The organism is Streptomyces cyaneochromogenes, from assembly GCF_003963535.1.
Taxonomy (GTDB): Bacteria; Actinomycetota; Actinomycetes; order Streptomycetales; family Streptomycetaceae; genus Streptomyces; species Streptomyces shaanxiensis.
This window is the reverse complement of sequence record NZ_CP034539.1, coordinates 9,942,949-9,967,870: the sequence shown is the minus strand read 5'-3', so window position 1 is coordinate 9,967,870 and position 24,922 is coordinate 9,942,949. Positions and strand designations below refer to the sequence as shown.

The window sequence follows — 24,922 nt, the reverse complement described above, 5'->3', positions numbered from 1 at the left end:
TCGCGTGCCGTGTGCTCTGCGGCGTCGGATGCCGTGTGCGTGTCAGACGCGGTAGCGGCGCAGGGCAGGCACCGCGGCGGCCAGGCCCAGCATGAGGACGACGACCAGCAGGCCGCCGCCCACCGTCGCGGTGCGCGCACCGAAGGCCGAGCCCGCCGTGCCGTGCAGGACGTCGGCGAGGCGCGGTCCGCCGGCGACGACGACCGTGAACACGCCCTGCATCCGGCCGCGCATCTCGTCGCTGGCGGCGGAGAGCAGGATCGCCCCGCGGAACACCATGGAGACCATGTCGGCGACCCCGGCCAGGGCCAGGAACACCACCGCGAGCCACAGGCTGCCGCTCAGCCCGAACCCGGTGATGGCGGCACCCCAGACGACGACCGCGCCGATCACCATCCAGCCGTGCCGGCGGGCCCGGGAGAACGTGCCGGAGAACAGCCCGCCGGCCACCGCGCCGATCGGGATCGCCGCGAACAGCAGACCGAGGGCCAGCCCTTCGCCGTACGACGCGTAGGTCTGGCTCGACAGTTGAGGGAACAGGGCACGGGGCATGCCGAAGACCATCGCGATGACGTCGGCCAGGAAGGACAGCAACAGCACCTTGTGCAGGGCGATGTAGCGGAAGCCCTCCGCTATCTCTCGCACGCCCGCGCGCCGCTTCGTCGTGCCCTGCGCGCCCGCCAGTGGCGGCAGGGCGGGCAGCCGTACGACTGCCCAGACGGTGACGCACAGGGCGAGCGCGTCGATGAGGTACAGCTCGGCCAGGCCGATGACCGGTATGAGCACGCCGGCCAGCAGGGGCCCGACCACCTGCCCGGTCTGCATGACGGTCGAGCCGAGGGCGCTCGCGGCGGGCAGTTCGTCGGCCGGGACGAGGCGGGCGATGGAGGCGTTGCGGGCCGGGGCGTTGAGCCCCCAGAACGCCTGCTGCACGGCGAGCAGCACCATCAGCGCGGCCACCGAGTCGAGGCCGGTGACGGCCTGGAGCCAGAACAGCACCGACGTGACGGCGATGCCGCTGTTGGTGATCAGCAGCAGCTTGCGCCGGTCCATGCTGTCGGCGACGGCACCGCCCCACAGCGCGAACACCACGAGCGGCAGGAGTCCGGCGAGGCTCGCGGCGCCGACCCACGCCGAGGAGCCGGTCATGTCGTAGATCTGCTTGGGCACCGCGACCGCGGTGAGCTGACTGCCGACGGCCGTGACGATGGTCGAGGACCACAGGCGGCGGTAGGCGGGGCGGCGCAGCGGCCGGGTGTCCATGGCCCAGCGGCGCCAGCCGCGTCGGGGGGATGCGGGCGCCTTGGCGGTCGACGCCTGCTGCTCTTCGGTGCTGCTCTCGCTCGTGTCCACGGGCTTCCTGGTTGCTCGTTACACCTATCGGGAACCAGGGATCACTATGGCACCAGACGTCGAGCATGTGGGATCAGTTATCTCGGATCGCGGACAGCCGGACGTCGGCGACGAGCCGGGCGGTGCGCCACGGCACCTCCGGCAGGGCCCTACCGCACCACCTCCAACTGCGCGTTCACGCTGTCCAGCAGCATCTCCAGCGCCGTCGGATAGGCACTGGTCACCATCCGCGTCGCCAGCAGGGGCGCCGCCTCGGCGATCCGGGGATGCGTGGTGCGCGGCAGCCGCGCGTAGGTCGAGCGCCACATGTCCTCGTCGGCGCGCAGCGAGTCGCTCGGCAGGGTGAGGGACGCCGCGTCCAGCGCGGCGAAGGCCAGGGTCTGGTCGATGAAGGCGTGGTAGATGCGCACGGTGTCCGGCAGCGACAGGCCGGCCCGGCGCAGGATGTCCAACACGGCCTCGTCGGCGGCGAGTTCGTTGGCGCGCCCGGTGACCCGGTTCGTGGTCAGCACGGCGGCCTGTGGATGGGCCACGTAGGCGGCGTGGATGCGCAGCCCGACGGTGCGCAGGTCCTCCCGCCACTCCCCCGTCGGCTGCCAGCCGTCCAGCGCCCGGCCGATGAGGGCGTCGCCGATGGCGAGCGTCAGGTCGTCCATGCCGCGGAAGTAGCGGTACAGCGTGCTCGGGTCGGCGTCGAGGGCCAGGCCGAGGCGGCGCGCGGTGAGACCGGCGCTGCCGTGTTCGCGGAGCATGCGCAGCGCCGTCTCGACGATGAGCCGCTCGGACAGCACGGTGCCGCTCTTCGTGGGACGGCGTCGGCGCCGCTTCTCCTCGGGAACGACCGGTTTCGGCACGATGCACTCCGTCCGTATGCCGCACTCCGCGTCTTATGCCAACGCCATTGACCTTACGTGACCGGGCGGCGTTGTATCTCCGGCGGGGCCCCACCACGTCGTAGACCGTCACTGACCTTCAGTGACCTCAGTGACCTTCAGTCGAGGGAGTCATGTCATGCGTGTACTGCTCGTGGGCGCCGGCGGTGTGGGTACCGCCGTCACCCGGATCGCGGCCCGGCGTCCGTTCTTCGAGGCGATGGTGGTCGCCGACCACGACCTCGCGCGCGCCGAGGCGGCCGTGGCGGCGCTCGGCGGCGACGCCCGGTTCCGTGCCGAGCGCGTCGATGCGAGCGACGAGGCGGCGGTGGCCGCGCTGCTGGAGCGGCACGGGTGCGACGTGCTCCTCAACGCCACCGACCCGCGCTTCGTGATGCCGCTGTTCCAGGCCGCGCGCACGGCCGGGGCCACCTATGTCGACATGGCGATGTCGCTGTCGCGGCCGCATCCGGAGCGGCCGTACGAGGAGTGCGGGGTCAAGCTGGGCGACGCCCAGTTCGAGCAGGCGGCCGACTGGGAGAAGGCGGGCGCGCTGGCCGTCGTCGGCATGGGTGTGGAGCCGGGGATGTCGGACGTGTTCGCCCGGTACGCGGCCGACGAGCTCTTCGACGAGATCGAGGAGATCGGCGTCCGCGACGGCGCGAACCTCACTGTCGACGGCTACGACTTCGCGCCGTCCTTCAGCATCTGGACCACGATCGAGGAGTGCCTCAACCCGCCGGTGGTCTACGAGGCCGGGCGCGGCTGGTTCACCACGGAACCCTTCAGCGAGCCGGAGGTGTTCGACTTCCCCGAGGGAATCGGGCCGGTCGAGTGCGTGAACGTGGAGCACGAGGAGGTGCTCCTGATGCCGCGCTGGGTCGACGCGCGCCGGGTGACCTTCAAGTACGGCCTGGGCGAGGAGTTCGTCAGCACGCTGAAGACGCTGCACCTGCTGGGCCTGGACAGCACCGAGCCGGTGACCGTGCCGGGCGCCGACGGGCCGGTGCGGGTCTCGCCGCGGGACGTGGTCGCCGCGTGTCTGCCGGACCCGGCGACGCTGGGTGAGCGCATGCACGGCAAGACCTGCGCGGGCACCTGGGTACGGGGCGTCAAGGACGGCAAGCCGCGCGAGGTGTACCTGTACCACGTGGTCGACAACCAGTGGTCCATGGCGGAGTACGGCAGCCAGGCCGTGGTGTGGCAGACCGCCGTCAACCCGGTCGTCGCCCTCGAACTCCTGGCCGGCGGCGCCTGGTCCGGCGCGGGCGTGCTGGGCCCCGAGGCCTTCCCGGCCCGGCCGTTCCTGGATCTGCTGACCGAGTACGGCTCTCCGTGGGGCATGCGCGAACAGTGACCGAATCCGCCGGGTTCCGACGGGGTTTCACTTGCGCATCGACAGGCGACTCGAAAACGAGTAATGCATCCACCGAGGGCACGTTCGACGATCGCAGGTGACATTGATGGACGACTGGCGAGACCACGCCGCCTGCCGCCATGAGGACCCCGACCTCTTCTATCCGATCGGCACCTCCGGGCCGACCGTGTTGCAGACGCAGCAGGCGAAGGCCGTCTGCCGGCGCTGCTCGGTCCGGGAGCAGTGTCTGCGCTGGGCGCTCGACATGGACCAGTTCATCGGGATCTGGGGTGGCAAGAGCGAGGCCGAGCGAAGGGCGCTGCGACAACGGGCCGGATGACCCGTGGGTCACGCAGCCGTGCCGTCGGGCTCGGCGGCGGCCGGCAACCGCAAGGTGAACACGGACCCGGCGCCGGGCTCGCTCGCCGCCTCGACCGTCCCCTGGTGCGCGGCGACCAGGTGCCGGACGATCGGCAGGCCGAGCCCGCTGCCTCCGGTCCGCCTGCTGCGGGACTTCTCCGCGCGCCAGAACCGGTCGAATACGTACGGCAGGTCCGCGGGGGCGATTCCGGCCCCCGTGTCGGTGACCGAGAGGACGACGTCGTCGCCGTCGCGCCGGGCGGCGAGTGTCACGGTCCCGTCGGCCGGTGTGTGGCGCAGGGCGTTGGAGACGAGGTTGCCGAGTGCCTGGCGCATGCGCACGGGGTCGGCGTCCAGCCACGGGGTCCCCTCCGCCGCGGTGCGCAGGGTGACGCCGGCCGAGTCCGCGGCGACGCGGTGGGCGGCGGCGACCTGGTGCAGGAGTTCGTCGGCGCGGACGGGCTCGCGGTGCAGGCGCAACGCGCCGGCGTCGGCGGCCGCGAGGTCCTGGAGGTCGTCGATGACGCGCTGGAGGACGAGGGCCTCCTCGTGCAGGGAGTCGAGCAGGGCGGGGGCGGGGTCGACGACGCCGTCGCGGGTGACTTCCAGCCAGCCGCGGATGTTGGTGAGCGGGCTGCGCAGTTCATGGGCGATGTCGCTGACCATGGCCTTGCGCTGGGCCTCCAACCGCTCGCGCCGCTCGGCGAGTTCGTTGAAGGCCGCGGCGAGGATGCCGGTCTCGTCCCTGGTGGTGACCGGGACCCGTACATGCAGCTCGGGCGGCTGCTGGGCCGCCTCCGTCAGCGCCCGCAGGGGCCGGACGAGCCGGGTGGCGACCACGGCGGTCACCGCCACGGTGACGGCCAGCACGAGTCCGGCGGCGCCGACGACCTTGGCCTTGTTCGCCGGGGACATGTCGAAGCGGACGGCGGTCGTGTCGCCGCCGCCCAGGAACAGCTCGGCCACGGGGGCGACGTAGGGATCGAGTTGGGCGCGGCGTGACTCGTCGACGCAGCGGTCCGCCTCCCGCACGGCTGTGCGGTCGTCGGTCCCCTTGGTCTTCCCCAGGAGGTAGCGGGTGCCGAGCCGCTTCTCGGTCACGTCGACCGTGACGAACGGCTGCGAACCGGGGTTCAGTCCGCGCCGGTCGAGGCACTTGCGGGCGCGCTCGGACAGGTCGGCCAGGGCCTTGTTCTCGGTCGGTGTCGGGGTGTTGAGCAGGCCGTCGGCGCACTCGTCCGGCACGAGCCCGCCCGCGACGGGCCCGTCGTGGTCGGTGACGACCGGCCGACCGCTGGGCGTCTGCACGACGGTGACCTCGTAGCCGTTGCGGGCGAAGCACCGCTGCCGCGTGTGGGCGAGTTTCTCCAGCTTGGCCCGCTCCTCGTCGGTCACCCGGTACGGGCCCACGACCCGCGGGTCGACGCCGCCGCGCTGCGCTCCGCGTTCCGTGTAGGTGTCGATGTGCAGGGGGTCGACGGTGGCGGCGGCGCGCGGCGGCAGGGAGGTGCCGGCCGGGGCCGAGTCGGCGATGGTCGTGCGGTCCGTGGTGGTGAGGGCGATACGGCGTCCGGTGCGGGCGGACAGCTCGCGGACCGTCTTCTCGACGCCCCGCCAGTCGGGATGGGTCGCGGCATACCCGCTGAGCCGGGCGAGGACGTCCATGTCCTCCGCGAGGACCTGCCCCTGTTCCTCCCGCAGCGCCCGGGTCGTGGTCTCCACCGCCAGCCAGGCCGTCGCGGCCACCGAGCACACGGCGATCAGCACCGTGGCGATCAGGAGCCGGACCAGGAGCCGCTTGCGCAGCGGTATCCGCCGGCTCATCCGCGGCCGCCGCTGAGCTTGTAGCCGACGCCGAAGACGGTCAGCAGCCGCACCGGCCTGCGCGGGTCGGCCTCGATCTTCCTGCGCAGGTTCATGATGTGGACGTCGACGGCCCGTTCGGTGGAGGCCCGGTCGGTGCCCCGGGTGCATTCCAGCAACTGCCGCCGGGAGAAGACCCGTTCGGGTTCGGCAGCCATGGCGAGCAGGATCTCGAACTCGGCCGGCGTGCACTCCACCGCCGCCCCGTCGCACCGCACCTCGTGCCGTACGGGGTCGACGGCGATCCCGGCGGCGCGCAGGACGGCGTCCTCCCGCCGGTCGGCGGTGCGTCCGCTGCGCCGCAGCACCGTGCGGATCCGGGCCATCAGCTCACGCGGGCTGTACGGCTTGGTCATGTAGTCGTCGGCGCCGAGTTCGAGGCCGAGCAGGACGTCGTCCTCGGCCGATCGGGCCGTCAGCATCAGCACGGGGATGTCTGGATTCTCGGGGTTGCGGCGCAGCACCCGGCACACCCCGAAGCCGTCGATCACCGGGAGCATGAGGTCCAGCACGACGAGGTCGGGCCGTCGCCGCCGGACCGCGTCGAGGGCCGCCGACCCGTCGTGGACGACGGTGGCGGTGTGGCCCTCCGCCAGCAGGGAGCGGCGTATGAGTTCGGCCTGCATCTCGTCGTCCTCGGCGACCAGCACATGTGCGCACACGCGGCGGATCCTAAGCGCTCCGGGGGATGTCAGCGGGCAAGTGACTTGGCGTCGCCCATGACGACGACGGGATGCCGGTCGGGGTCGAGCGCCAGCAGCAGCTCCTTCATGTGCTCGCGCGCGATGCTGACGCAGCCCTGCGTGGGCCCGTCGTGGTCGACGTGCAGCCATATGCCGCCGCCCCGGCCCGCCCCGAGCGGGCGGGTCCAGTCGAGGGGCGACGTGCCGGGCTCACGGTTGTAGTTGATGGCGATCACGTAGTCGAAGGAGCCGGCGAGGGGCTCGCCCTCGAAGCCGGTGCCGGTGGCCGTGAACCCGACGCCGTGGTCGTACGGCAGCCTGGTCCCGGGGTCGGCGAGCAGGCCCCCGGCATCGGTGAGTGTGAAGACCCCGACGGGTGAGCGCAGGTCGCCGGCGCGGTGGTGGTCGGTCCAGCCGCGCAGCGCGTTGTGCGCGGGCCGGCTCTCACCGGCCTGCCAGCCCGCCTCCGTCCGCTCGTACAGCACGACCGTGGACAGCGGGGAGTTCTTGCCACGCCCGGTGACGACGACGGCCTGCCGCGTCCGCGACGGCACCTGGGCCCAGGTCTTGGGCCCCAGCCCCGGCACCTGCTGTGGGGCCACCTCCAGGGAGATCCGGGGCGCGGGGCTCGTCGGGGACGTGGCCGCCGGGCGTTCCGGCGTGGCCGCCGCGCCGCCCCCGCATCCGGTGAGGAGGAGGGCGGCGGCGAGCAGGGCGACCTGCGGTCTGCGTGTGATCATGCGTCGACCTTCGCCGACACTTGTTTGGAACTCGTCAGGTTCTAGGATGCGTCCGGCTTGCCCTGCTGGTACACCCACGTCTGGAACAGACCGTCGAGGTCCTTGCCCGACACCCGCTCGCAGAGGCGCACGAGCTGGGCGGCCGTACCGTGCCCGGCGCGGTGCTCGGTGGCCCAGGCCCGCAGGATCCGGAAGAACGCCCGGTCCCCGACGGCCTTGCGGAGTTGGTGCAGGGCCATCGCCCCACGGGCGTAGACGGGCGTGCCGAAGATGTTCGCACCGCTGCCCGGGTCCCCCGGCGGGAACTCCCACAGTCCGTCGCTCGCCGGCCGGGCGTACAGGGCGTCGAAGGTCTTCTGCGCGCTGTCGCCGCCGTGTTGTTCGGCGTAGAGCCACTCGGCGTAGGTCGCGAAGCCCTCGTTGAGCCAGATGTCCTTCCACGAGGTCAGGGTGACCGAGTCGCCGAACCACTGGTGGGCGCTCTCGTGGACGAGGGTGCTCAGGTCGGGGGCCGCGTCGTACACGGGCCGTGTCTGGGTCTCCAGGGCGTAGCCGACGTTCGGGGCCCGGTCGACGATCGAGCCGGCGGCACGGAACGGGTAGGGCCCGAAGAGCTTGCTCTCCCACTCCAAAACGGACGGCAGCTTCTTCAGGACGGGCGCGGCGGCGTCGGCCTCGCGCGGGTCGACGGCGTTGTAGACCTGGATGCCGTCGCGGGTGGTGTACCGCTCGATCTTGAACTTCCCGACCGTCGCCGTGGCCAGGTAGGCGGCCATCGGCTCGGACTGGCGCCAGCGGAACGTGGTCTGTCCGTGGGCGGTCGTCCGCCCCAGGAAGACGCCGTTGGCGACCGCGGTACGGCCCTTGGGAACGGTGATCGTGAAGTCGTACGACGCCTTGTCCTTGGGGTGGTTGTTCGCCGGGAACCAGGTCATCGCACCCTGTGGCTCGCCCGCGACGAAGGCGCCGTCGTCGGTGGGGATCCAGCCGTCGAGCGAGCCGTCCGGGTCGGTGACCGGGCCCGGCTTGCCGTTGTAGGCGACGGTGACGCGGAACCACTGGCCCTTGCGCAGGGTCCGGCGCGGGGTGACGGTGAGTTCCTGCCCGTCGCGGCTGAACCCGGCCTTGTCACGGCCGACGGTGAGGCCCGTGACCTTCAGCCCGTTGAGGTCGAGGTTGAAGCGGCTGAGCTTCTGGGTGGCGCGGGCGTAGAGGACGGCCTTGCCGTCGAGATGGCGGCCAGCCGGGTCGTAACGGAGGGTCAGGTCGTAGTGCCCGACGTGGTAGCCGCCGTTTCCGGCGAGCGGGAAGTAGGGGTCGCCGGCGCCGGGCGAGCCGGGCGACGGGGGCGCGGCGGCGGCGAGCAGCGCCACGACGGCGAGCGGGACGGTTCCGACGACGAAGGTGCGTCTGACGGGCTGTGACACATGCGCTCCTGCGGTGGGGGGTGGGAGACGGCTTCACAGTAAGGGTGATCTCCGCGGAACTCGCCCTGCATCAGGTCAAGAAGCGCCGCGCCCCGCAGTACGCTCCCGGCAGCCCGCCCCCACCAGAAAGGCACCGCCGTGAGCATTCGCGTGCGCCGCGTCTACGCATCGCCCGAGCCGCAGGACGGCGTGCGCGTCCTGGTAGACCGGCTGTGGCCGCGCGGTCTGTCGAAGGACGCCGCGCGGGTGGACGAGTGGCCCAAGGGGCTCACCCCGTCCACGGAGCTGCGGCGCTGGTACCACGCGGACGAGCGGTCGTACGAGGAGTTCGCCGAGCGGTACGAGGCGGAGCTCGCCGCACCCGAGGCGGCCGAACTCGTCGAGCATGTACGGGAGTTGGCGAGGAAGGGCGATGTGACGCTGCTGACGGCGTCGAAGTCGCCCGAGCAGAGCCACGCCGCCGTGCTGGCCCGTCTCCTCGAAGCCTGAGGAGACGGGCCGTACACCACCCTCAGCCCGTCTGCCGCGCCGCGGCCCGGCCCGCCGCCCGGCCCGAGAAGAGGCAGCCGCCGAGGAAGGTGCCCTCCAGGGCGTTGTAGCCGTGGACGCCACCGCCGCCGAACCCGGCGACCTCACCGGCCGCGTACAGGCCGTCGATGGGGGTGCCGTCGGATCCGAGGGCGCGGGAGTCGAGGTCGGTCTGGATGCCGCCGAGGGTCTTGCGGGTCAGGATGTGCAGCTTGACGCCGATCAGGGGGCCGGCCGCCGGGTCGAGGATGCGGTGCGGGGTGGCGACGCGGCCGAGGCGGTCGCCGATGTAGCGGCGGGCGTTGCGGATGCCCTGGACCTGGGCGTCCTTGCTGTACGGGTTGGCGATCTGCAGGTCGCGGGCCTCGATCTGGCGCCGGATGCCCTCCACGTCGAGGAGCGGCTTCTCGGTCAACTGGTTCATCTTCTCGACCAGTTGCTCCAGATTCGGCGCGGTCACGAAGTCGGCGCCGTTGCGCAGGAAGGCCGCCACCGGCCCCGGGGCGCCCTTGCCGAGCACCCGCTCCTTCAGGAACCCGGCGCGGTCCTTGGCGGTGATGTCGGGGTTCTGCTCGGAGCCCGACAGCGCGAACTCCTTCTCGATGATCTTCTGGCTGAGGATGAACCAGGAGTGGTCGTACCCGGCGATGTCCGCGTCGGTGCGCAGATGCCTGAGGGTGCCCAGGGTGTCGTAGCCAGGCAGGCACGGGTCGGGCAGCCGGCGGCCGAGGGCGTCGAACCACAGGGAGGACGGGCCGGGCAGGATGCGGATGCCGTGGCCGGGCCAGATCGGGTCCCAGTTCTGCAGGCCCTCGGTGTAGTGCCACATGCGGTCGCGGTTGACCAGGCGTACGCCCGCCCGCGCGCTGATGTCGAGCATCCGGCCGTCGACGTAGGCGGGGACGCCGGTGACCATCTCGGTGGGCGGGGTGCCGAGCCGCTCGGGCCAGTAGCGGCGGACGATGTCGTGGTTGGCGCCGATGCCGCCGGTGGTGACGACGACGGCCTGCGCGGTCAGTTCGAAGTCGCCGACGCGGTCACGGTTGGAGGCGACGCCGCGGGGTGAGTGGTCGTCGGCCAGGACGGTGCCGCGCACCCCGCGCACGGTGCCGTCCTCGATGACCAGCTCGTCGACCTGGTGCCGGTGGTAGAAGGTGAGCAGCCCGTCGCGCGCGGCTTGCTTGGCGTAACCCACGAACGGCTCCACGACGCCCGTGCCGGTGCCCCAGGCGATGTGGAACCGGGGCACGGAGTTGCCGTGGCCGTGGGCGCGTAGGTCGCCGCGCTCGGCCCAGCCCACCGTGGGCAGGAACTTGATGCCGTGCCCGTCCAGCCAGGCCCGCTTGTCGCCGGCCGCGAACTCGACGTAGGCGCGCGCCCAGCGCACCGCCCAGGAGTCCTCGTCCTCCACCCGGTCGAACCCGGCGCTGCCCTGCCAGTCGTTCCAGGCCAGGTCGAGGGAGTCCTTGATGCCCAGGCGCCGCTGCTCCGGGGAGTCGACGAGGAACAGCCCGCCGAAGGACCAGAACGCCTGTCCGCCGAGGTTGGCGGCGTTCTCCTGGTCCACCAGCGCGACCCTGCGGCCCCGGCTGGTCAGTTCGCTCGCGGCGACCAGGCCCGCGAGTCCCGCTCCGACGACGATGACGTCGGCATCCATGGCGACCGTCCCTTCCTCATGTCCTCATGTGCGCTCATGCGGTGGTGTCGCTGCCGTCGGTGAGCAGCGCGGTGAGCAGTTGTCCGAGCCAGACCCGGGCGTGCTCGATGTCCCTGTCCAGCAGCAGTTGGGTGGTGACACCGTCGTACGCGGCGACCACGGCATGGGCTGCGCCGTCGATGTCGCCGAGCGCGGCGGGCAGTTCGGTGTGCCCCCGCGCGCGGGCGAGCCGGTCGGCGATCGCCCCGCGCAGTCGGGCGCGGTGCTCCAGCAGGCTCTGGGCGACGGCCGGGTCGCGCGCGGCGTGCACCAGGAAGTCCGTCTTCACCAGCAGCCAGTCACGGTCCAGGAGCAGGACCTCGGTCACCCGGTCCACGGCGGCGGGCACGTCCAGGTCCGGCCCGTCGACGGCGAGCGCCCCGGACACCTGCTCCGCGATCAGGTCCGCGCGCTGCCGGTAGAGCGCGAAGAACAGCTCGTCCAGGCTGTCGAAGTTGGAGTAGAAGGCGCCCCTGCTGTAGCCGGCGGCCTCGCAGACCTCCTCGATGGAGACCCGGCCGAAGCCCTTGGCGGCGAACACCGCGAAGGCGGCGTCGAGGAGGTTGGCCCGCGTGCGGACGCGGCGCTTGGTGACGCGCCTGGTCGTGTCCTCCACCGCCATCCCGGGACCTCCGTTCGATACGTGAATGTATCCGATACACGAATGCATCCAAAGAGCCGGAGGGCATCCGATCGGGTGCCCGTCGGCATCCGTCGGCATCCGCCGGGCATCCGATGAGAACAGATTTTCGATTTCAGGGGTACGCTGAAAGCATGGCCACGCATCTCCAGGGCTCCCTGTTCGACCAGACCGACGAGCTGCGGCTCGGCTCCCTGACCGGGATCCGCCGCACGCGGCTCGCCCATGGCGCCTGGATCGACGTGCTGCCCGGCTGGCTCAGCGGGGCCGACGCGCTGTTCGAACAGCTCGCCGCCGAGGTGCCCTGGCGTGCCGAACGGCGCACGATGTACGACCACGTGGTCGACGTACCGCGCCTGCTCGCCTTCTACGGCGCGGACGACGCACTCCCGCACCCGGCGCTCGCAAAAGCCCGGGACTCGCTGTCCGCGCACTACGCCGAGGAACTGGGCGAACCGTTCACCACGGCCGGTCTCTGCTACTACCGCGACGGCCGGGACAGCGTGGCCTGGCACGGGGACCGGATCGGGCGGGGTGCGCGCGAGGACACGATGGTCGCCATCCTCTCCGTGGGCGCGCCCCGGGATCTGCTGCTGCGTCCGGTGCGGGGCGGCGGCGAGACGGTGCGCCGTGCGCTGGGGCACGGCGACCTCATCGTGATGGGCGGCTCCTGCCAGCGGACCTGGGAACACTCCATACCGAAGACCACGCGCGCCACGGGACCGCGCATCAGCGTCCAGTTCCGCCCGCACGGCGTGCAGTGAGGCTGCAGAGGCGGCAGCTTCGGGTGCGCGCGGGGCTGCCTCCGGCGGACGGTGCCGGAGGCAGCCCTTCCTCTGGGCGAAGCCCCGCCGCGCCCCCACACTGAGGCGGGTGAGCGCTCCGACGCAGGCACCGGCAACCGCTCCCCGGCGCGGCGAGTTGGACGCGCTGCGGGTCTTCGTCGTCCTCGGCCTGGTCTTCTTCCACTCCGGCCTCGTCTTCGCGCCGGACGACGACTTCTACGTCAAGAACGCGCAGACGACCGACGCCGTCACCGTGCTGGCCGGGTTCGGGGTCGTGTGGGCGATGCCCATGCTGTTCCTCATCGCCGGGCTCGGCTCCCGTCACTCGATCCGACGCCGCGGGCCGGCCCGCTTCACCCGTGAACGCCTGCTGCGCCTGGGCGTTCCGCTGGTCTTCGCCACGGTCGTCCTGTGCCCGCTCCCCCAGTGGCTGCGGCTGCGGGCCGCCGACGCCGGCTACGAGGAGTCGTACTGGCGTTTTTGGCCCCGCTTCCTCACCGTCCGCCTGGAGGCGGCCGACTTCCCCTTCGTCCTCGACGGGGAGCACTTCGAGACCGGGCATCTGTGGTTCGTCGTGCTGCTCCTCGCCTTCAGCCTGCTCCTGGCCCCGGTCGCGGCGCCGCTGGCCGCCTGGTCTCAGCCCCTGTGGCAGGCGGTGGAGCGGCGTCCGGCGCTGCTCCTGCTGCCCGCCGTGCCGCTCGCCGCGATCAACGCGTTCCTGGGCATGGAGGAGGGCTTCGCGGGCTGGAACCGCTGGGCCTACCTGGTGTTCTTCCTCTTCGGCTACGCCCTGGCCGACGACGCACGCGTCCGTGCCGCACTGCGCCGGCTCGCCGTGCCGGTGGGAGTGGCCGGGCTGGTGCTGTTCGCGGGGAGCGCGCCCGGGTTCCTGGCCCTGGACGACCCGTTCACCGAGTGGGGCCCGTTCGCGCTGGTGACCCGGGCGGTGTTCGGGGCGGCGGGCTGGTGCTGGGTGATGGCCGTCCTCGGGCTGCTTGACCGGCCGCGCGAGGCCGCGCCGCCCTCGCGCGCGATGATGTATCTCGGGCTCGCCGCCCTGCCGTTGTACGTGCTGCACCAGCCGGTCGTCGTCGCGCTCGCGTACGGCGTGGTGGGCTGGTCGGCGCCGATCGTGGTCGAGTACGCGGTGATCGTGACCGGTTCGCTGGCGGTGATCCTCGCGCTGTACGAGTTCGTGGTGCGCAGAACGCGGCTGACGCGGTTCCTGTTCGGGATGCGTCCGGCCCCGCCGGACGCGCTTTCATCCTGATCTGCTTTCCTGTGTCCGTCGGGCACGGACCTCACCACCGGGGACGATCATGCGGGCAGACCTACAGCAAGTCGCCGACGGCACCTACCTGGTCCACGGCAGCAACACGAACTGGGTGATCCTGACCGAGGGCGATACGGTCACGCTGATCGACACCGGCTACCCCGGGGACCGGGCCAAGCTCCTCGCCTCGCTCGCGGAAGTGGGGAGTTCGCCGGAGGCGGTGACGGCCGTACTGATCACACACGCGCACACGGACCACCTGGGCAACGCGGAGTACCTGCGCGACACGTACGGCACCCCCATATACCTCCACGAGGCCGAAGTGCCGCACGCCCGCCGGGAGTTCCTGCACCAGGTGAACGTGGGGACGGTCCTGAAGAACGGCTGGCGGCCCGGTGTGCTGCCCTGGGCGATCCACGCGATCCGCTCGGGCGGCACCGCGCACGTGCCGGTCGACGCCCCCGAGGCGTTCCCGTCGGCCGGTCCGCTGGACCTGCCCGGCCGTCCCGTACCGGTGCACACGCCCGGCCACACCGACGGGCACTGCGCCTTCCATCTGCCGGACGCCGGCGTGGTGATCGCGGGCGACGCCCTGGTCAGCGGGCACCCCACCTCGCGGCTCAAGGGACCGCAGCTGCTGCCCGACATGTTCCACCACGAGCGCTCCCGTGCGGTGGTCTCGCTGGACGTGTTCGAAGGGCTCAAGGGCGACGTACTGCTGCCCGGGCACGGGCCGGTGCACCGGGGCTCGGTGCGCGACGCCGCTCTTCAGGCCCGGGAACGCGCGCTCTAGGGTGAGGTGACGATCACCGGCGAGGCGAGGACGAACGGCCCATGGCACTGCAGATCAGCGCGACGAACCCGGAGCATCCCGCGCTCCTGCTGGAGCTGCCCTGGGACGTGCCCCTGGAGGAATGGCCGCAGGACGTCCTCGTCCCGCTGCCGCGCGGCATATCCCGGCACGTCGTGCGCTACGCCCGGGCCGGCGACGAGGTGATCGCCGTCAAGGAGCTCGCCGAGCGCCCGGCGCTGCGCGAGTACGAGCTGCTGCGCGACCTGGACCGGCTCGGCATCCCGGCGGTGGACCCGCTGGCCGTGGTCACCGGGCGTACTGACGCGGGCAACGGCCCGCTGGAGTCGGTCCTGGTCACCCGGCACCTGGGCGGCTCGCAGCCGTACCGCTCGATGTTCGAGACGACGATGCGCCCGGCGACCATGCACCGCCTCATGGACGCGCTGGCCGTACTCCTGGTCCGCCTCCACCTCGCCGGGTTCGCCTGGGGCGACTGCTCACTGTCCAACACGCTGTTCCGGCGCGACGCCGGCGCCTACGCGGCGTATCTCGTGGACGCCGAGACGGGCGACCTGCACCCCCAGCTCAGCGAAGGCCAGCGCGACTACGACCTCGACCTCGCCCGGGTCAACATCAGCGGGGAGCTGCTGGACCTGGAGGCGTCCGGGGCGCTGCACCCCTCCGTGGACCCGATCGAGTTCGGCACCGAGATCTGCGCCCGCTACCGGAGCCTGTGGCAGGAGCTGACCCGCACCTCCGTCTACCCGGCGGGCAAGTACCACTACATAGAGCGCCGGATACGCCGCCTGAACGACCTCGGTTTCGACGTCGCCGAGATGCAGATCGAGCACGCCGCCAACGGTGACACGGTCACCTTCGTGCCGAAGGTCGTCGACGCCGGCCACCACCAGCGTCAACTGCTGCGCCTCACGGGCCTGGACACCGAGGAGAACCAGGCCCGGCGGCTGCTGAACGACCTGGAGAGCTGGATGGCCACCCAGGACGACTACGCCCCGGGCGACCCCCTCGGCGCCCGCCCCGAGGTGCTCGCGCACCGCTGGGTGCGCGACGTCTTCCGCCCCACGGTGCGGGCCGTACCGCTGGAGCTGCGCGGTTCGATGGACCCGGCCGAGATCTACCACGAGCTGCTCGAACACCGCTGGTACCTGTCCGAGCGGGTGCAGCACGACATCGGCCTGGACGCGGTGGTCGAGGACTACATCACCAACATCCTGCCCAAGGCCCGGGAGACGCTGCAGCCGACGACGTCCGACTGACTCAGGCGTGCGGCACCACGGCCACCGGGCAGTCCGCGTGGTGCAGGACGCCGTGCGCCACCGAGCCGATCCGGGCGCCCACGGCCGTACGACGGGCGCGGCGCCCGACGACCATCAGCTGGGCCCGTCCGGCCACGGACAGCAGCACCTGCCCGGCGCTGCCCATCTCGACGTGCTCGACGACCTGGACGTCCGGGAAGCGTTCCCGCCACGGCTGCAGTGCCTCGCCCAGGGCCTTCTTCTCGTACGGCTCCAGGCCGCCGGCCTCGTCGAGCAGCTTCAGCGAGCCCGGGCTGTAGGCGAACAGCGGCGGCAGGGTCCAGGCCCGCACGGCGCGCACGGTCGCGCCGCGCGCGGCGGCCGTCTCGAAGGCGAAGCGCAGCGCGCCGGCGCTGTCGTCCGCGGTCCCGTGCTGACCGACGACGACCTCGCGTCCGGCGGCCTCGGCGGAGGGCTGGTCCCCGGCCCGTACGAGGACGACGGGCCGGGTCGCCCCCGCGATCACCTGCTGTCCGACGGAGCCCAGCAGGAACCCGACGACCGCGCCGTGGCCGCGTGACCCCAGCACGAGCATGCCGGCGTCCGCCGCCGCGGCGACCAGCGTCTCGGCCGGCCCGCCGTCGAGGACGTCGGTGGTGACCTCCAGGCCCGGATGCCGTTCGGTGACGGAACGGGCGGCCTCGGTCAGCCCCTCCCGTACCCACTGGGCCTGGGTGTCGGCGTCCTTGGCGTATCCCGCGTCGATCGCCTCGTGCGGTTGGAACCGCCAGGCGTGCACCACCCGCAGGGCGAGCCCGCGGCGGACCGCCTCGCGGGCGGCCCAGGCCAGCCCGGCCAGGCTCTCCTCCGATCCGTCCACCCCTGCCGTGATCGGGCGCGTCATTCCGGCTGCCTCCTCGTGTCGTGGTCACCGTCCGTGGTACCCAGTTTTCACTACGCTGTGCCCATGGCACTGGAGTGGGAACAGGTGAACGTGGACGCGGCCGATCCCGTGGCGCTGGGGCGCTGGTGGGCCGAGGCGCTCGGCTGGGTCGTGCTGAACGACTCGGCCGAGGAGTACGAGATCCGGCCCGAGAAGGACCGCCTGCCCGGGCTGATCTTCGCGCCGGTCCCGGAGGGCAAGTCCGTCAAGAACCGCCTCCACCTCGACTTCCGCCCCGAGGACCAGGACGCGGAGGTCAGCCGCCTCCTCGCGCTCGGCGCGCGCCACGCGGACGTCGGCCAGACCGGCGAGGAGAGCTGGGTCACCCTCGCCGATCCGGAGGGCAACGAGTTCTGCGTGCTCGCCCCGCGTCGCGGTTGAGCGTCATACCCGAGCGAAGCGGGCGCATCGAACATACGATGGGGCCGAGCCGGCGCGGCGACTGCGCCATCCTGACGCCTTCGCCGTGCCGAGAACGCGAACCCTCGGGGTGGGAGACGTATGGCACAGGCCGCCGACACGGCGCGGACCGTCATCCTGACCGTCGACAAGGTGTCACCTACGGCCTTCGATTCCATGGCACGTCGCCGCTGGTCAGACGCGTTTACGGTCGTAAAGTCGGCCTGATCCGGGGAGCGGGGCACACCAGGGAATCGCTGGCGAGGCGGAGCGAGTGCCAGCGATTCACAGACGGCGAGGTTAGCGGCCGTTTCGCAGGTCGTTCAGGGTGCCCCAGCCGCCGGGGTCGTGCACCGAAGAGCCCCGGTCGACGACCCGGTTGAAGGACGAGCGCTGGAGCCGGGCGCGCAGCTCCGGCGGCCACGTGGCGACGGCCTCCGCGTCAGGGTCGGCGGGGGCGGGCTCGGCCGCTGAGGTGCGCTCAGCCGACTGGAGCCGCTTGTACTCCGCCGTCAGCCGCTGCGCCTCCTCGGCCGCGCCGGGGGCCGACGGGTTGCGGGCGATCTCGCGGAGCCGCTTCTTGATCTGCTTACGGCGGTCAGTCTTCATCGTCGTCCTCCAGGGGGCCGAACTCGTCCTCGAAGTTCGCCAGTTGAGCCAGCACGGCATCCGCGCCGTCCGGCTCGCGATAGCGCGGAGGGGACGGAGCCTCCGGCGGCTGCGCGGCCGACGGGCCCGGCGGCAGGGCGAGCTGCGGCCGGGGTGCCTCCGGCGCCGGGCCGGGGTCTTCGCCGCCGGTCGAGCGCAGGTGCCACCCGGCCAGCTCCAGGGCGTACTGGGTGAGCTTGGCCCGGAAGGCGCCGTCCAGATCGGCGGCCCCCAGCGCATCGGGGATCACCTTGAGCAGCACCTCAACAACGTCGGTGGCTTCTTCGTCGACCCGGCGCTCCAGAGCGATGGTCATGGCCTCGGGGGCGTCCGCGCCCTTGAGCTTGCGCAGGGACTCCTCCGCCCGCAGGCAGCGGTCCCACGCCCGGCCCCAGGCGTCGGAGCCCTTCTCCGCCGTGGCCACGACCGCGTACGCCCGGCGGAACAGATCTTCCAGGCGGACCTCACGCATGGCGACGAACTCGTCCGACGCGCGCTGAGTGCGGGTGCGCAGCAGGTGCGTCAGCCGGTCCTGCACGGTGGACTTGGGCATGCCGACCTCGGCGGCGATCCGGCGGACGGGCAAGCCCGCAGCCGCCAGGCCGATGATCTTGTCGTCGATTTGTCCGGCGTCCGGGCCAGCTCCAGGGCTGTTCGTCCGGGCGGCCTCGTCCGGCGGTGCGCTCATGGTCGTCTCCTTCCGGGTGTTACGCATGTGGCAGGTGGTGAGCCGGCAAAGACCTCACCGGGCACGCCGGATGGTGGCAGGGTGGCCCACACAGGGCCGGGGCGCACAGCGGCTCACCCATGCACGTGGTCACCTCACGCCAGGAGTCAGAGGCGCCGGGTGGGTCCATGGTGTAGTTCACGACGACGAGCCACGCCCGGCCGTCGTGCTCGACGGCGTCCCCGGCGGCGTAGGCGCCCGCGTTGTACCACCGGCTGCGCCAGCGGGACGGGGCGGTCGGCGCCGGGGACGCCGGGGTGTTGAAGCGGAAGCCGGTGAACCGGCGCTCCTCGCTCCGGGGCACGATGTGCCAGCCGCCGCACTTGGTGTGATGGACGATCACGTACGGCTCATTCTTCCGCCGGGGGTGGCAGTCGAACGCCGCGCGAGCGTGGTCCTCGGTGGCGTAGCGGTTCTTGCGGCAGGGCCTCATGGTCGAGCCTCCGGAGGCACCTCGGAGTTGACCAGCAGGCGGAAGTCCAGGGCGTTGGAGTACACAGGTGGCCGCCCCGGAGAAGTGCGGTAAGCGTCCCCTCCGGCGAACACGGTGTGCCGGGCACCACAGTTGCAGCACACGAGAGCGATGCTGAGATACCCGGGCTGGTCCGGGCGCTCGGGCTGGACCGTGACGGCGTCCTCGAACCGCCCCTCGGGGTGGAGGCAGCGAGGGCCGCCCTCGCACTCGTAGCAGAGGGGCTGCCCTCGGAGCGCCATGGTCCCGAAGAGCGGGCCGGGCCGGTCGTCCCGGAACGCGGGCGGACGATGAGACATGATCGTTTCTCCGTTCGGGGTGGGGGCCGGGGAGCCCGTCCGGCTCCCCGGTGGGGCGGGTCAGGGACGCTCGGGGCAGTCGGGGACGTGCACGATGACAAGTCCGTCCGCAAAGGGGTCCGGCTGGCAGTGGGGGCGCCCGAGGCACCCGGCCGGGGGTGATGGGGGTGATGGGGGTGATCCGACTACTCCCCCTCCCGGAAACGCGTTACGGGCAGGGGCCGGAACAGAGGGCTTGAAGCCGTTTCCGCTGAAGGAGGGGGAGACATCACCCCCATCACCCCCATCACCCCCCGAGCCTTCTTTCTTGATCCCGTACTTGACCACCTTGTTGTGCCCTAGACCCACCTTGACCAGCGTGTATCCCGCCCGGTTACGGTCCAGGACACCCCGGTACACGTAGCCCAGTCGGCGGGTCCAGTCGGGGGTGATGTCCTCCAGGCCCGGGGGTGATGCGAAGTTCCTCGGGTCGCGGCTCCGTTCCCGGTCGACATCCCCGGTCGTGAACCCGCCCCCGCCGAACCTCTCGTGCAGCCATGCCAGGTGCTCCAGCCAAGCCGACCCGGCGAAGTCGGATTCCTCGCGCTTGGCCCTCAGCCCCTCCAGGAAGCCCGTCTGACCGGCCGTCTGGAGGATGCCGCCGACGGTCCGTTCCCACTTGCCGAAGGAGCCGAACGACTCCGCGCCGGGCCGGAACGGGCACCCGGCCACGTACCACGCCCGGATGAGCGTCAGCACCGCCGTCAGCAGCTCTGAACGGTGCTCCCGTGCCCAGTCCTTCAGGTGCGGGTGCCGGAAGCTGTCGGCCGGGCGGTCCTGGGGGTTGGCGTACGTGGGAGCGAGCTTGATCCAGTACACGCGGCGGGTGATGTCCCCGTTGACCCGCACGTTGTTGCCCAGCGCGACCCAGGTGACGTTGTTGGGCAGCCGGATGTCCTCCGACACCCCCAGCACGCGGTCCTTCCAGGTCTCAGCCGTCAGCACCTGCGCCAGCGCGGTGCCCTGGAGGGTGTGCGCCTCGTCGAACACCACCAGAGATTCCCCGTGCCGCAGCGCCGCCGTCAGGGTCTTGCGCACCTCCTCGTTGTCACCAGACAGCGGCCGGGGCTCGGCCGGACCCCCGAACACGATGATCGACAACACGTCCGCGAAGAGGTTCTTGCCCACCCCCATCCCGTTGCCGTCGACCACGGCCAGCGGCGCGAGGTCGATACGGTCCCGGATGAACGGCGTCAGCAGCGCGGCCAGCGCGTTGGCCCGGTCGGCGTCCGACGGGAACGGCATGTCCCCCAGCAGCTCGTCCCGCAGCAGCTCCAGGGCCGCCGCGATCTGCTCCGGCGAGGGGTCGTCGGGTACGTCGACCTTGACCCCCTCGTCCAGCTCCAGCCAGGTACACGAGGCGGCGTCGTACCCGGGTTCGGCGCACACTGTGCCGTCCCGCCGGACGTACGGCGCACGCATCACCCGCTCCAGCGGCAGGAAGTCCCGTGCGCAGCTCAGCACGGCCGACACGGTCTGTGTGTCGGGCCAGGCGGGTTCGTACTTGGCGGGCCGGGTGGCTGTGCCCGGCGTGTAGTTGTAGGCCGCTACGGCGTCCGTCAGGAGCTTGAGGAACGCCCCCTTCTCCAGGGGCTCCAGAGCCGACCCGGCCAGCCGCGTGATCGCCCCGCCGAAGTTGAACAGCTCCCGGCCGTCCCACTCGTCCTTGATCGCGGTGAGGATCTTGCCGATCACCTCGCGGCGGTCGCGGTTGACGGCCACACCCACCCGGCCGCCAGTGTCTGGCGGGGCGGACTCCTCGGGGTCCAGCCGCTGAGCCGGGCGGCGTCCCAGGTTCCCCGTCGCCTTGTCCCGCAGCTTGACGATCAGGGCCGCGCGCCTGTCGGGTGCCTTCCGGCCCAGCACGTCATCCATGCCGTCTTTGGCGCCTGCCCCGGCCAGCCGCGCGAACCGCACCTTGCCCGCGTCCACCAGGTCCAGCGCATCCCGCAGTTCACTGGCGGCGTCCCAGACCCGGGGGTTGCCGTTCACGTCCTTGTCGAACATGGCGACGACTTCGTGATCCTCAGCCCAGTCCAGCTCTTCGCCGTACCAGGTGGTGCAGCCGGGTGTGCCGACAACCCCCCAGCCCTCGGGGGCCCAAGACGTCACGGCGAGGGACTGCTTGGTGCCTTCCACGAACAGGTAGGGCTCACCATCGGCCGCCCGGCGGAAGACCGTCAGCACGCTGCCCGAGCCTTGCGGGAAGACGTACTTGGCGGGCTTGCCGTCGTCCTGGATCACGGGCTCGTCGGGCAGGAACTGGGACACGGTCGTGCCGTCCTGCCGGGTCCACGTGAACAGGATGCCGCCGCTGCGCACGAAGTACGGCGGGAGGCCCGCCGCCAGCGCCTCGTCCCGGGTGACCGTCCGGACGCCGAACTCCGCCAGAACCTCGTCCGTGATCGCCTGCCCGTTCAGGAAGGCGCGGTGCTCCGAGGAGAGCGGAGAATTACCTTCGCCGGTCGAGGTAATTCCGGTGCCGCCCTGGGTATGCTTACCAGTGACGTTGGTGGCGTCCTCTTCTGCGATTGCCGGGGCCTGGGAACCCCGGCTTTCGTGTGTCTGGATCATTCCGCTGACCCCCCGGAAACGGGACGCAGCAGCGTGCGCAGGCGCGCTATCTGGGCGTCGGTGAGTTCCGGGGCGCGGTCGACGATTCGCGTGATGTACGCGTCGAGTGTCTGCGCGGCCTTTCCGCCTTTACTGCGAGCTGCACGCGCCTTGTCGGACATCGTGTACTGCCGGGGCATGGAGCCCTCCACGAAGATCGAGTGTCTTCGCGGGCCGCCTGTGCCTTCAGACTTCCGCGCTCGTATGGCGCTCCCAGCTCCAGGACGAGGCTTGGCGGCCTCCACGGGTCTGGCCCGGCTGGTCCCGTCGGCCGCCGGAGCGGCCTCACCCCTATTCTGCCCGGCTAAATCCGGGATCGAAACCCTCGCCATTACCAGGCACCGAAGTTTGTAGGTTCCTATTTATCTTCATCGATTTAATTCCGATTTAGATAAAGGAGCCTCCCCCTGCCGGACCGACGCAGATCATCCGTATTTGGGGGAGGCCCATTCCCACTGTACCGTCTTCTTAACAAACCCATCCGCGCAGCTAAAGGGGCGCATTTATGGAATCCCTATCCGTCGCCGAGGCAGCCCGGCGGCTCAGCATTTCTGACGTCGCCGCGTACGAGGCGATGCGCGCCGGGCGGCTGGTGCGGGAGTCCGGCTCCAACCCGGCCCGGGTCTCGCTGGCCTCGGTGCAGCGCATGGCCGCCCAGCGCCGCGCGGAGGCCGCGCGCCGTCACCCGGACGCAGAGGGCTTCGCCCAGGGACTGGACAACCTGCTGAACGGCCCCACGGGCAACGCCTCGGGGTACCTCCCGGTCGACTACGCCCGGCCCCCACGCGGCCGTAACGCCCTGCGCCTGCTGCCCGCCGACGCGTTCGCTCTCTTCGGTCGTGACGTCCTCGAAGCAGCGGCCAGCCGCAATCAGCTCCGCCGGGACGGCGTCTGCGCGACCTGCTGGGCGGCGACGTCGGCCCGCGTGCATGAGACCCACGGCCCCGAGGACACCCCGGCGTACCGCGCCCTGCTGGGTGAGCCATGCCCCGCCGACCGTGCCCGCTGGACCACGGAGGCCGAAGCCACCCGGCGGGCGATGGCCGCCCTGCGCCAGACCGAGACGGCCAGCCGTCAGGCAGCCGAACGCGACCGCGCACGCCAGGAGTTCAGCGCGGCCGAGGCAGCCGTCAGGGCGGCCGTCTCCCGGCGTACGGCGGCGGCTCGGGCGTACTCCGCGCTGGACCCCTCCGTCGCCCGTCAGGCGGGCGTCCAGGCCCGGCGGCGGGCCGGTTTCACGGCCTCGGGCGACCTGCCGTGCGGGTGCTCGCGGGACACCTACTGCGCCGGGCACACCGCCCTGTTCGGGACGTCGGACCGACGGGCGGCCCGGCGGTGAGCGGGCGGCACTGGACCGCACCGCCCCCGCTGAGGCCGCACGAACGCATCCTCGGCTTCCTGGAGGCCAACGGCGTGGCCGCCGTCACGGCGGCCACGGTCGGCGCACTGACCGGGTGCAGCACGGGACAGGCCCGTCACCGGCTGGAGGCGCTGGTGCGCCGGGGCAAGGTCGTCCGCATCAGCGACAACGGCGAGCACCGGTACCGGGCCGCTCCAACTGGCGAGGACACAGGAGGAGTTGACCATGGACGAACAACGAGCCGAGATCGTCGCCCAGGGACGGGAGGCCCTGGCTGACATCCGCCGCGCGAGCGACGAGGCAGCAGCGGCGATCGTGCGCGTCGTCGAGCAGCGGACGGGGGTCAGCCTCGTGGCCGGGCCGCCGAGCGTCATGGACGCGACGCGGGCTCAGCTAGTGGAGGCCGACCGCCGCGCACAGCACGCCGTCGCGGCCATGGAGCTGATCCGGGGATGGTTCTGGCCCCCGTCCGTGACGACGCTGGGCGAGTTCATCCGGGAGCTGCCCCAGGACGTCCGCGAACAAATCGCCGATCACCTGGTCCAGGCGGGCCTCTCCTGATGGGCGGCGGGGTCGACGGGGTGAGCCCGTTCCTGCGCCGTAAGGCGCTGCGCCACGTCCAGGCCAACCCCGGCCGCACCGCCGACGAGCTGATGGAGATGCTGTCGGCGTACGACCGGAGCCTGTTCGGCGGGGCGCTGCGGAGCCTGCGGGAGTGCCGCCAGGCCCGCGTGGACGCCGACGGGCGCATCTGGCCCGCCTGAGCTGGGGCGACCACTGCCGGCGAATAACCTAAATAAGGCACGACAGAGCCCCGCCGGGTACGGCCCGGCGGGGCTCTTCGTCTCGGTCAGCTCAGGTTGCTGAGGATGTTGGTCACGACGGACCCGAACTCTCCGAAGCCACCCATGAGGACCACCGTCGCCACGATGGCGATCGAGACCTTCACGCGGTCGGACTTGGAGGCTGCGAGCAGGATCGCCAGGGCGATCAGTGCACCGAACTCGATCACAGGTAGCCACCTCCGACCCGGTCCTTGGCCTCACGCAGACGGCGCCCGGCGGTGGCCTCACTGACGCCGAGAACCTTCGCGGCGGACGACTTGGTGAGCCGTTCCCCGCCGTTGAGCCGCCGGGCCAGCTCATCGACCTGAGCCGCAGGCTCAGTGAGCTGAGCCGAGCCAGGCTCTTGAGTCGTGAGCTGAGCCTGAGACGGCCTGGGCTGAGCTGAGCCGTTCCGGATGCGCTCCACGGTCGCGGCGGCCTCGGCCGGACGGCCGGAGACGGTGAACCGGTCGCCGTTCTCCAGCGGGACTGCGATCCGCTCCCAGGCGTCGAGCTTGAGCCGGGTCATGGCCTCCTTGCGGAACAGGACCCAGATGAGCCCGGTCAGGGTGCGGTGCCGCAGCTCGAACACGACCTCGAAGGCCAGCGGGGCGGCGGCCAGCACGGCGGCCGTCGTCCACCCCCCGAGGGCGTAGCCGTGCGCGCCGTTGACCACGGCACTCGCCACCAGCGCGCCCGTCATGGTCAGCCGGGCCCCGGCGGCGGCCCAGGGGTCCGCCCGGCGCTGGTAGACCAGGAAGCACGCGGCCATGGCCACGACGTCGAACACGGCCACGGCGAACAGGGCCACCGGCCAGGGGGCCCCGGCCTGGTCGTGCAGGAGGGTGCTCAGGGACCAGCCGGACAGCACGAGTCCGGCGACCCCGAGGACGAACAGGGCGAAGTCCGGGAAGACTTCGGCGATGGGTCGCCGGGCCTTCCGCTCCTTCACCGGCATGGGTGCGAGCATGG

General features: G+C 71.7%; 28 protein-coding genes. 11 read left to right on the top strand and 17 right to left on the bottom strand.

Annotation, left to right across the window (positions count from 1 at the left end; translation table 11 throughout):
* Positions 1-42: 42 nt before the first annotated feature.
* Both EJ357_RS44760 and EJ357_RS44755 read right to left on the bottom strand, forming a co-directional pair.
* Positions 43-1,353, bottom strand: a complete 1,311-nt coding sequence (locus tag EJ357_RS44760; RefSeq protein WP_126398181.1) for an MFS transporter — start codon at positions 1,351-1,353, stop codon at positions 43-45.
* Between the two features lie 149 nt (positions 1,354-1,502).
* A complete protein-coding gene (locus EJ357_RS44755) occupies positions 1,503-2,207 on the bottom strand; it encodes a TetR/AcrR family transcriptional regulator (RefSeq protein ID WP_126398179.1) in 705 nt (234 codons plus the stop codon).
* A gap of 157 nt (positions 2,208-2,364) precedes the next feature.
* Here EJ357_RS44755 and EJ357_RS44750 point away from each other — a divergent pair, with 157 nt between their 5' ends.
* Together EJ357_RS44750 and EJ357_RS44745 are read left to right on the top strand one after the other, a co-directional pair.
* Positions 2,365-3,582 carry a saccharopine dehydrogenase family protein gene (locus EJ357_RS44750; RefSeq protein ID WP_126398177.1) on the top strand — a complete coding sequence of 406 codons (1,218 nt, stop codon included), beginning with the start codon at positions 2,365-2,367 and terminating at the stop codon, positions 3,580-3,582.
* Between the two features lie 106 nt (positions 3,583-3,688).
* Positions 3,689-3,922: a WhiB family transcriptional regulator gene (locus EJ357_RS44745; protein ID WP_126398175.1), complete on the top strand. Its 234-nt coding sequence runs from the start codon at positions 3,689-3,691 to the stop codon at positions 3,920-3,922.
* 8 nt (positions 3,923-3,930) lie between these two features.
* On the opposite strand, the gene EJ357_RS44740 is transcribed toward EJ357_RS44745, so the two are convergent.
* From EJ357_RS44740 to EJ357_RS44725, 4 genes are read right to left on the bottom strand one after another with little or no spacing between them, the layout of a single operon-like run.
* A complete protein-coding gene (locus tag EJ357_RS44740) occupies positions 3,931-5,766 on the bottom strand; it encodes a sensor histidine kinase (protein WP_126398173.1) in 1,836 nt (611 codons plus the stop codon).
* A complete protein-coding gene (locus EJ357_RS44735; protein ID WP_126398172.1) occupies positions 5,763-6,467 on the bottom strand; it encodes a response regulator transcription factor in 705 nt (234 codons plus the stop codon). Before EJ357_RS44735 ends, EJ357_RS44740 begins: the two co-directional genes overlap by 4 nt.
* 29 nt (positions 6,468-6,496) lie before the next feature.
* Entirely contained in the window at positions 6,497-7,228 is a 732-nt protein-coding gene (locus tag EJ357_RS44730; protein WP_126398170.1) for a hypothetical protein, read from the bottom strand.
* A 41-nt stretch (positions 7,229-7,269) separates the two neighbouring features.
* Positions 7,270-8,655 carry a M1 family metallopeptidase gene (locus EJ357_RS44725; RefSeq protein WP_126398168.1) on the bottom strand — a complete coding sequence of 462 codons (1,386 nt, stop codon included), beginning with the start codon at positions 8,653-8,655 and terminating at the stop codon, positions 7,270-7,272.
* A 138-nt stretch (positions 8,656-8,793) separates the two neighbouring features.
* Between EJ357_RS44725 and EJ357_RS44720 the strand changes: the two genes are divergently transcribed.
* Positions 8,794-9,144, top strand: coding sequence for a DUF488 domain-containing protein (locus tag EJ357_RS44720; RefSeq protein ID WP_126398166.1), 351 nt, complete (start codon positions 8,794-8,796; stop codon positions 9,142-9,144).
* A 22-nt stretch (positions 9,145-9,166) separates the two neighbouring features.
* Here the strand turns inward: EJ357_RS44720 and EJ357_RS44715 are convergent, their stop codons facing one another.
* Both EJ357_RS44715 and EJ357_RS44710 read right to left on the bottom strand, forming a co-directional pair.
* Complete coding sequence (locus EJ357_RS44715) at positions 9,167-10,840, bottom strand: FAD-binding dehydrogenase (RefSeq protein ID WP_126398163.1); 1,674 nt, start codon at positions 10,838-10,840, stop codon at positions 9,167-9,169.
* Between the two features lie 34 nt (positions 10,841-10,874).
* Entirely contained in the window at positions 10,875-11,501 is a 627-nt protein-coding gene (locus EJ357_RS44710; RefSeq protein ID WP_126398161.1) for a TetR/AcrR family transcriptional regulator, read from the bottom strand.
* Positions 11,502-11,653: 152 nt separating this feature from the next.
* Here EJ357_RS44710 and EJ357_RS44705 point away from each other — a divergent pair, with 152 nt between their 5' ends.
* The 4 genes from EJ357_RS44705 (at position 11,654) to EJ357_RS44690 (ending at position 15,647) form a co-directional block, all read left to right on the top strand.
* Positions 11,654-12,283: an alpha-ketoglutarate-dependent dioxygenase AlkB gene (locus EJ357_RS44705; protein ID WP_126398159.1), complete on the top strand. Its 630-nt coding sequence runs from the start codon at positions 11,654-11,656 to the stop codon at positions 12,281-12,283.
* Between the two features lie 109 nt (positions 12,284-12,392).
* Positions 12,393-13,574, top strand: a complete 1,182-nt coding sequence (locus EJ357_RS44700) for an acyltransferase family protein (protein WP_126398157.1) — start codon at positions 12,393-12,395, stop codon at positions 13,572-13,574.
* Positions 13,575-13,623: 49 nt separating this feature from the next.
* Positions 13,624-14,370 carry an MBL fold metallo-hydrolase gene (locus EJ357_RS44695; protein ID WP_126398155.1) on the top strand — a complete coding sequence of 249 codons (747 nt, stop codon included), beginning with the start codon at positions 13,624-13,626 and terminating at the stop codon, positions 14,368-14,370.
* A gap of 41 nt (positions 14,371-14,411) precedes the next feature.
* A complete protein-coding gene (locus EJ357_RS44690) occupies positions 14,412-15,647 on the top strand; it encodes a DUF4032 domain-containing protein (protein WP_126398153.1) in 1,236 nt (411 codons plus the stop codon).
* A gap of 1 nt (position 15,648) precedes the next feature.
* Here the strand turns inward: EJ357_RS44690 and EJ357_RS44685 are convergent, their stop codons facing one another.
* Positions 15,649-16,530: a universal stress protein gene (locus tag EJ357_RS44685; protein ID WP_126398151.1), complete on the bottom strand. Its 882-nt coding sequence runs from the start codon at positions 16,528-16,530 to the stop codon at positions 15,649-15,651.
* Positions 16,531-16,593: 63 nt separating this feature from the next.
* Between EJ357_RS44685 and EJ357_RS44680 the strand changes: the two genes are divergently transcribed.
* Positions 16,594-16,950, top strand: coding sequence for a VOC family protein (locus EJ357_RS44680; protein ID WP_126398149.1), 357 nt, complete (start codon positions 16,594-16,596; stop codon positions 16,948-16,950).
* 318 nt (positions 16,951-17,268) lie between these two features.
* On the opposite strand, the gene EJ357_RS44675 is transcribed toward EJ357_RS44680, so the two are convergent.
* The 6 genes from EJ357_RS44675 to EJ357_RS44650 are packed head-to-tail and all read right to left on the bottom strand — an operon-like array spanning position 17,269 to position 21,906.
* Entirely contained in the window at positions 17,269-17,577 is a 309-nt protein-coding gene (locus tag EJ357_RS44675; protein ID WP_126398147.1) for a hypothetical protein, read from the bottom strand.
* A complete protein-coding gene (locus EJ357_RS44670) occupies positions 17,567-18,304 on the bottom strand; it encodes a hypothetical protein (protein WP_126398145.1) in 738 nt (245 codons plus the stop codon). The genes EJ357_RS44675 and EJ357_RS44670 overlap by 11 nt, the downstream gene beginning before the upstream one ends.
* A 19-nt stretch (positions 18,305-18,323) precedes the next feature.
* Entirely contained in the window at positions 18,324-18,776 is a 453-nt protein-coding gene (locus EJ357_RS44665; protein WP_126398143.1) for a hypothetical protein, read from the bottom strand.
* Positions 18,773-19,114: a hypothetical protein gene (locus EJ357_RS44660; protein WP_126398141.1), complete on the bottom strand. Its 342-nt coding sequence runs from the start codon at positions 19,112-19,114 to the stop codon at positions 18,773-18,775. The genes EJ357_RS44665 and EJ357_RS44660 overlap by 4 nt, the downstream gene beginning before the upstream one ends.
* 60 nt (positions 19,115-19,174) lie before the next feature.
* The gene (locus EJ357_RS44655) at positions 19,175-21,727 is read right to left on the bottom strand and encodes a hypothetical protein (RefSeq protein WP_126398139.1); all 2,553 of its coding nucleotides are present in this window, start codon (positions 21,725-21,727) and stop codon (positions 19,175-19,177) included.
* Positions 21,724-21,906, bottom strand: a complete 183-nt coding sequence (locus EJ357_RS44650) for a hypothetical protein (protein ID WP_126398137.1) — start codon at positions 21,904-21,906, stop codon at positions 21,724-21,726. The genes EJ357_RS44655 and EJ357_RS44650 overlap by 4 nt, the downstream gene beginning before the upstream one ends.
* A gap of 365 nt (positions 21,907-22,271) precedes the next feature.
* On the opposite strand from EJ357_RS44650, the gene EJ357_RS44645 reads away from it, so the two are divergent.
* From EJ357_RS44645 to EJ357_RS44635, 3 genes are all read left to right on the top strand, one after another.
* Positions 22,272-23,105, top strand: a complete 834-nt coding sequence (locus EJ357_RS44645; protein WP_126398135.1) for a hypothetical protein — start codon at positions 22,272-22,274, stop codon at positions 23,103-23,105.
* Between the two features lie 246 nt (positions 23,106-23,351).
* Entirely contained in the window at positions 23,352-23,687 is a 336-nt protein-coding gene (locus EJ357_RS44640) for a hypothetical protein (protein WP_126398133.1), read from the top strand.
* On the top strand, positions 23,687-23,890 hold the full coding sequence (locus EJ357_RS44635; protein WP_126398131.1) for a hypothetical protein: 204 nt from the start codon (positions 23,687-23,689) through the stop codon (positions 23,888-23,890). Before EJ357_RS44640 ends, EJ357_RS44635 begins: the two co-directional genes overlap by 1 nt.
* Positions 23,891-23,976: 86 nt before the next feature.
* Here EJ357_RS44635 and EJ357_RS48735 read toward each other — a convergent pair whose 3' ends face one another.
* Together EJ357_RS48735 and EJ357_RS44630 are read right to left on the bottom strand one after the other, a co-directional pair.
* Complete coding sequence (locus EJ357_RS48735) at positions 23,977-24,138, bottom strand: hypothetical protein (protein WP_175647755.1); 162 nt, start codon at positions 24,136-24,138, stop codon at positions 23,977-23,979.
* Positions 24,135-24,920 carry a hypothetical protein gene (locus EJ357_RS44630; RefSeq protein ID WP_126398130.1) on the bottom strand — a complete coding sequence of 262 codons (786 nt, stop codon included), beginning with the start codon at positions 24,918-24,920 and terminating at the stop codon, positions 24,135-24,137. The genes EJ357_RS48735 and EJ357_RS44630 overlap by 4 nt, the downstream gene beginning before the upstream one ends.
* Between the last annotated feature and the right edge of the window lie 2 nt (positions 24,921-24,922).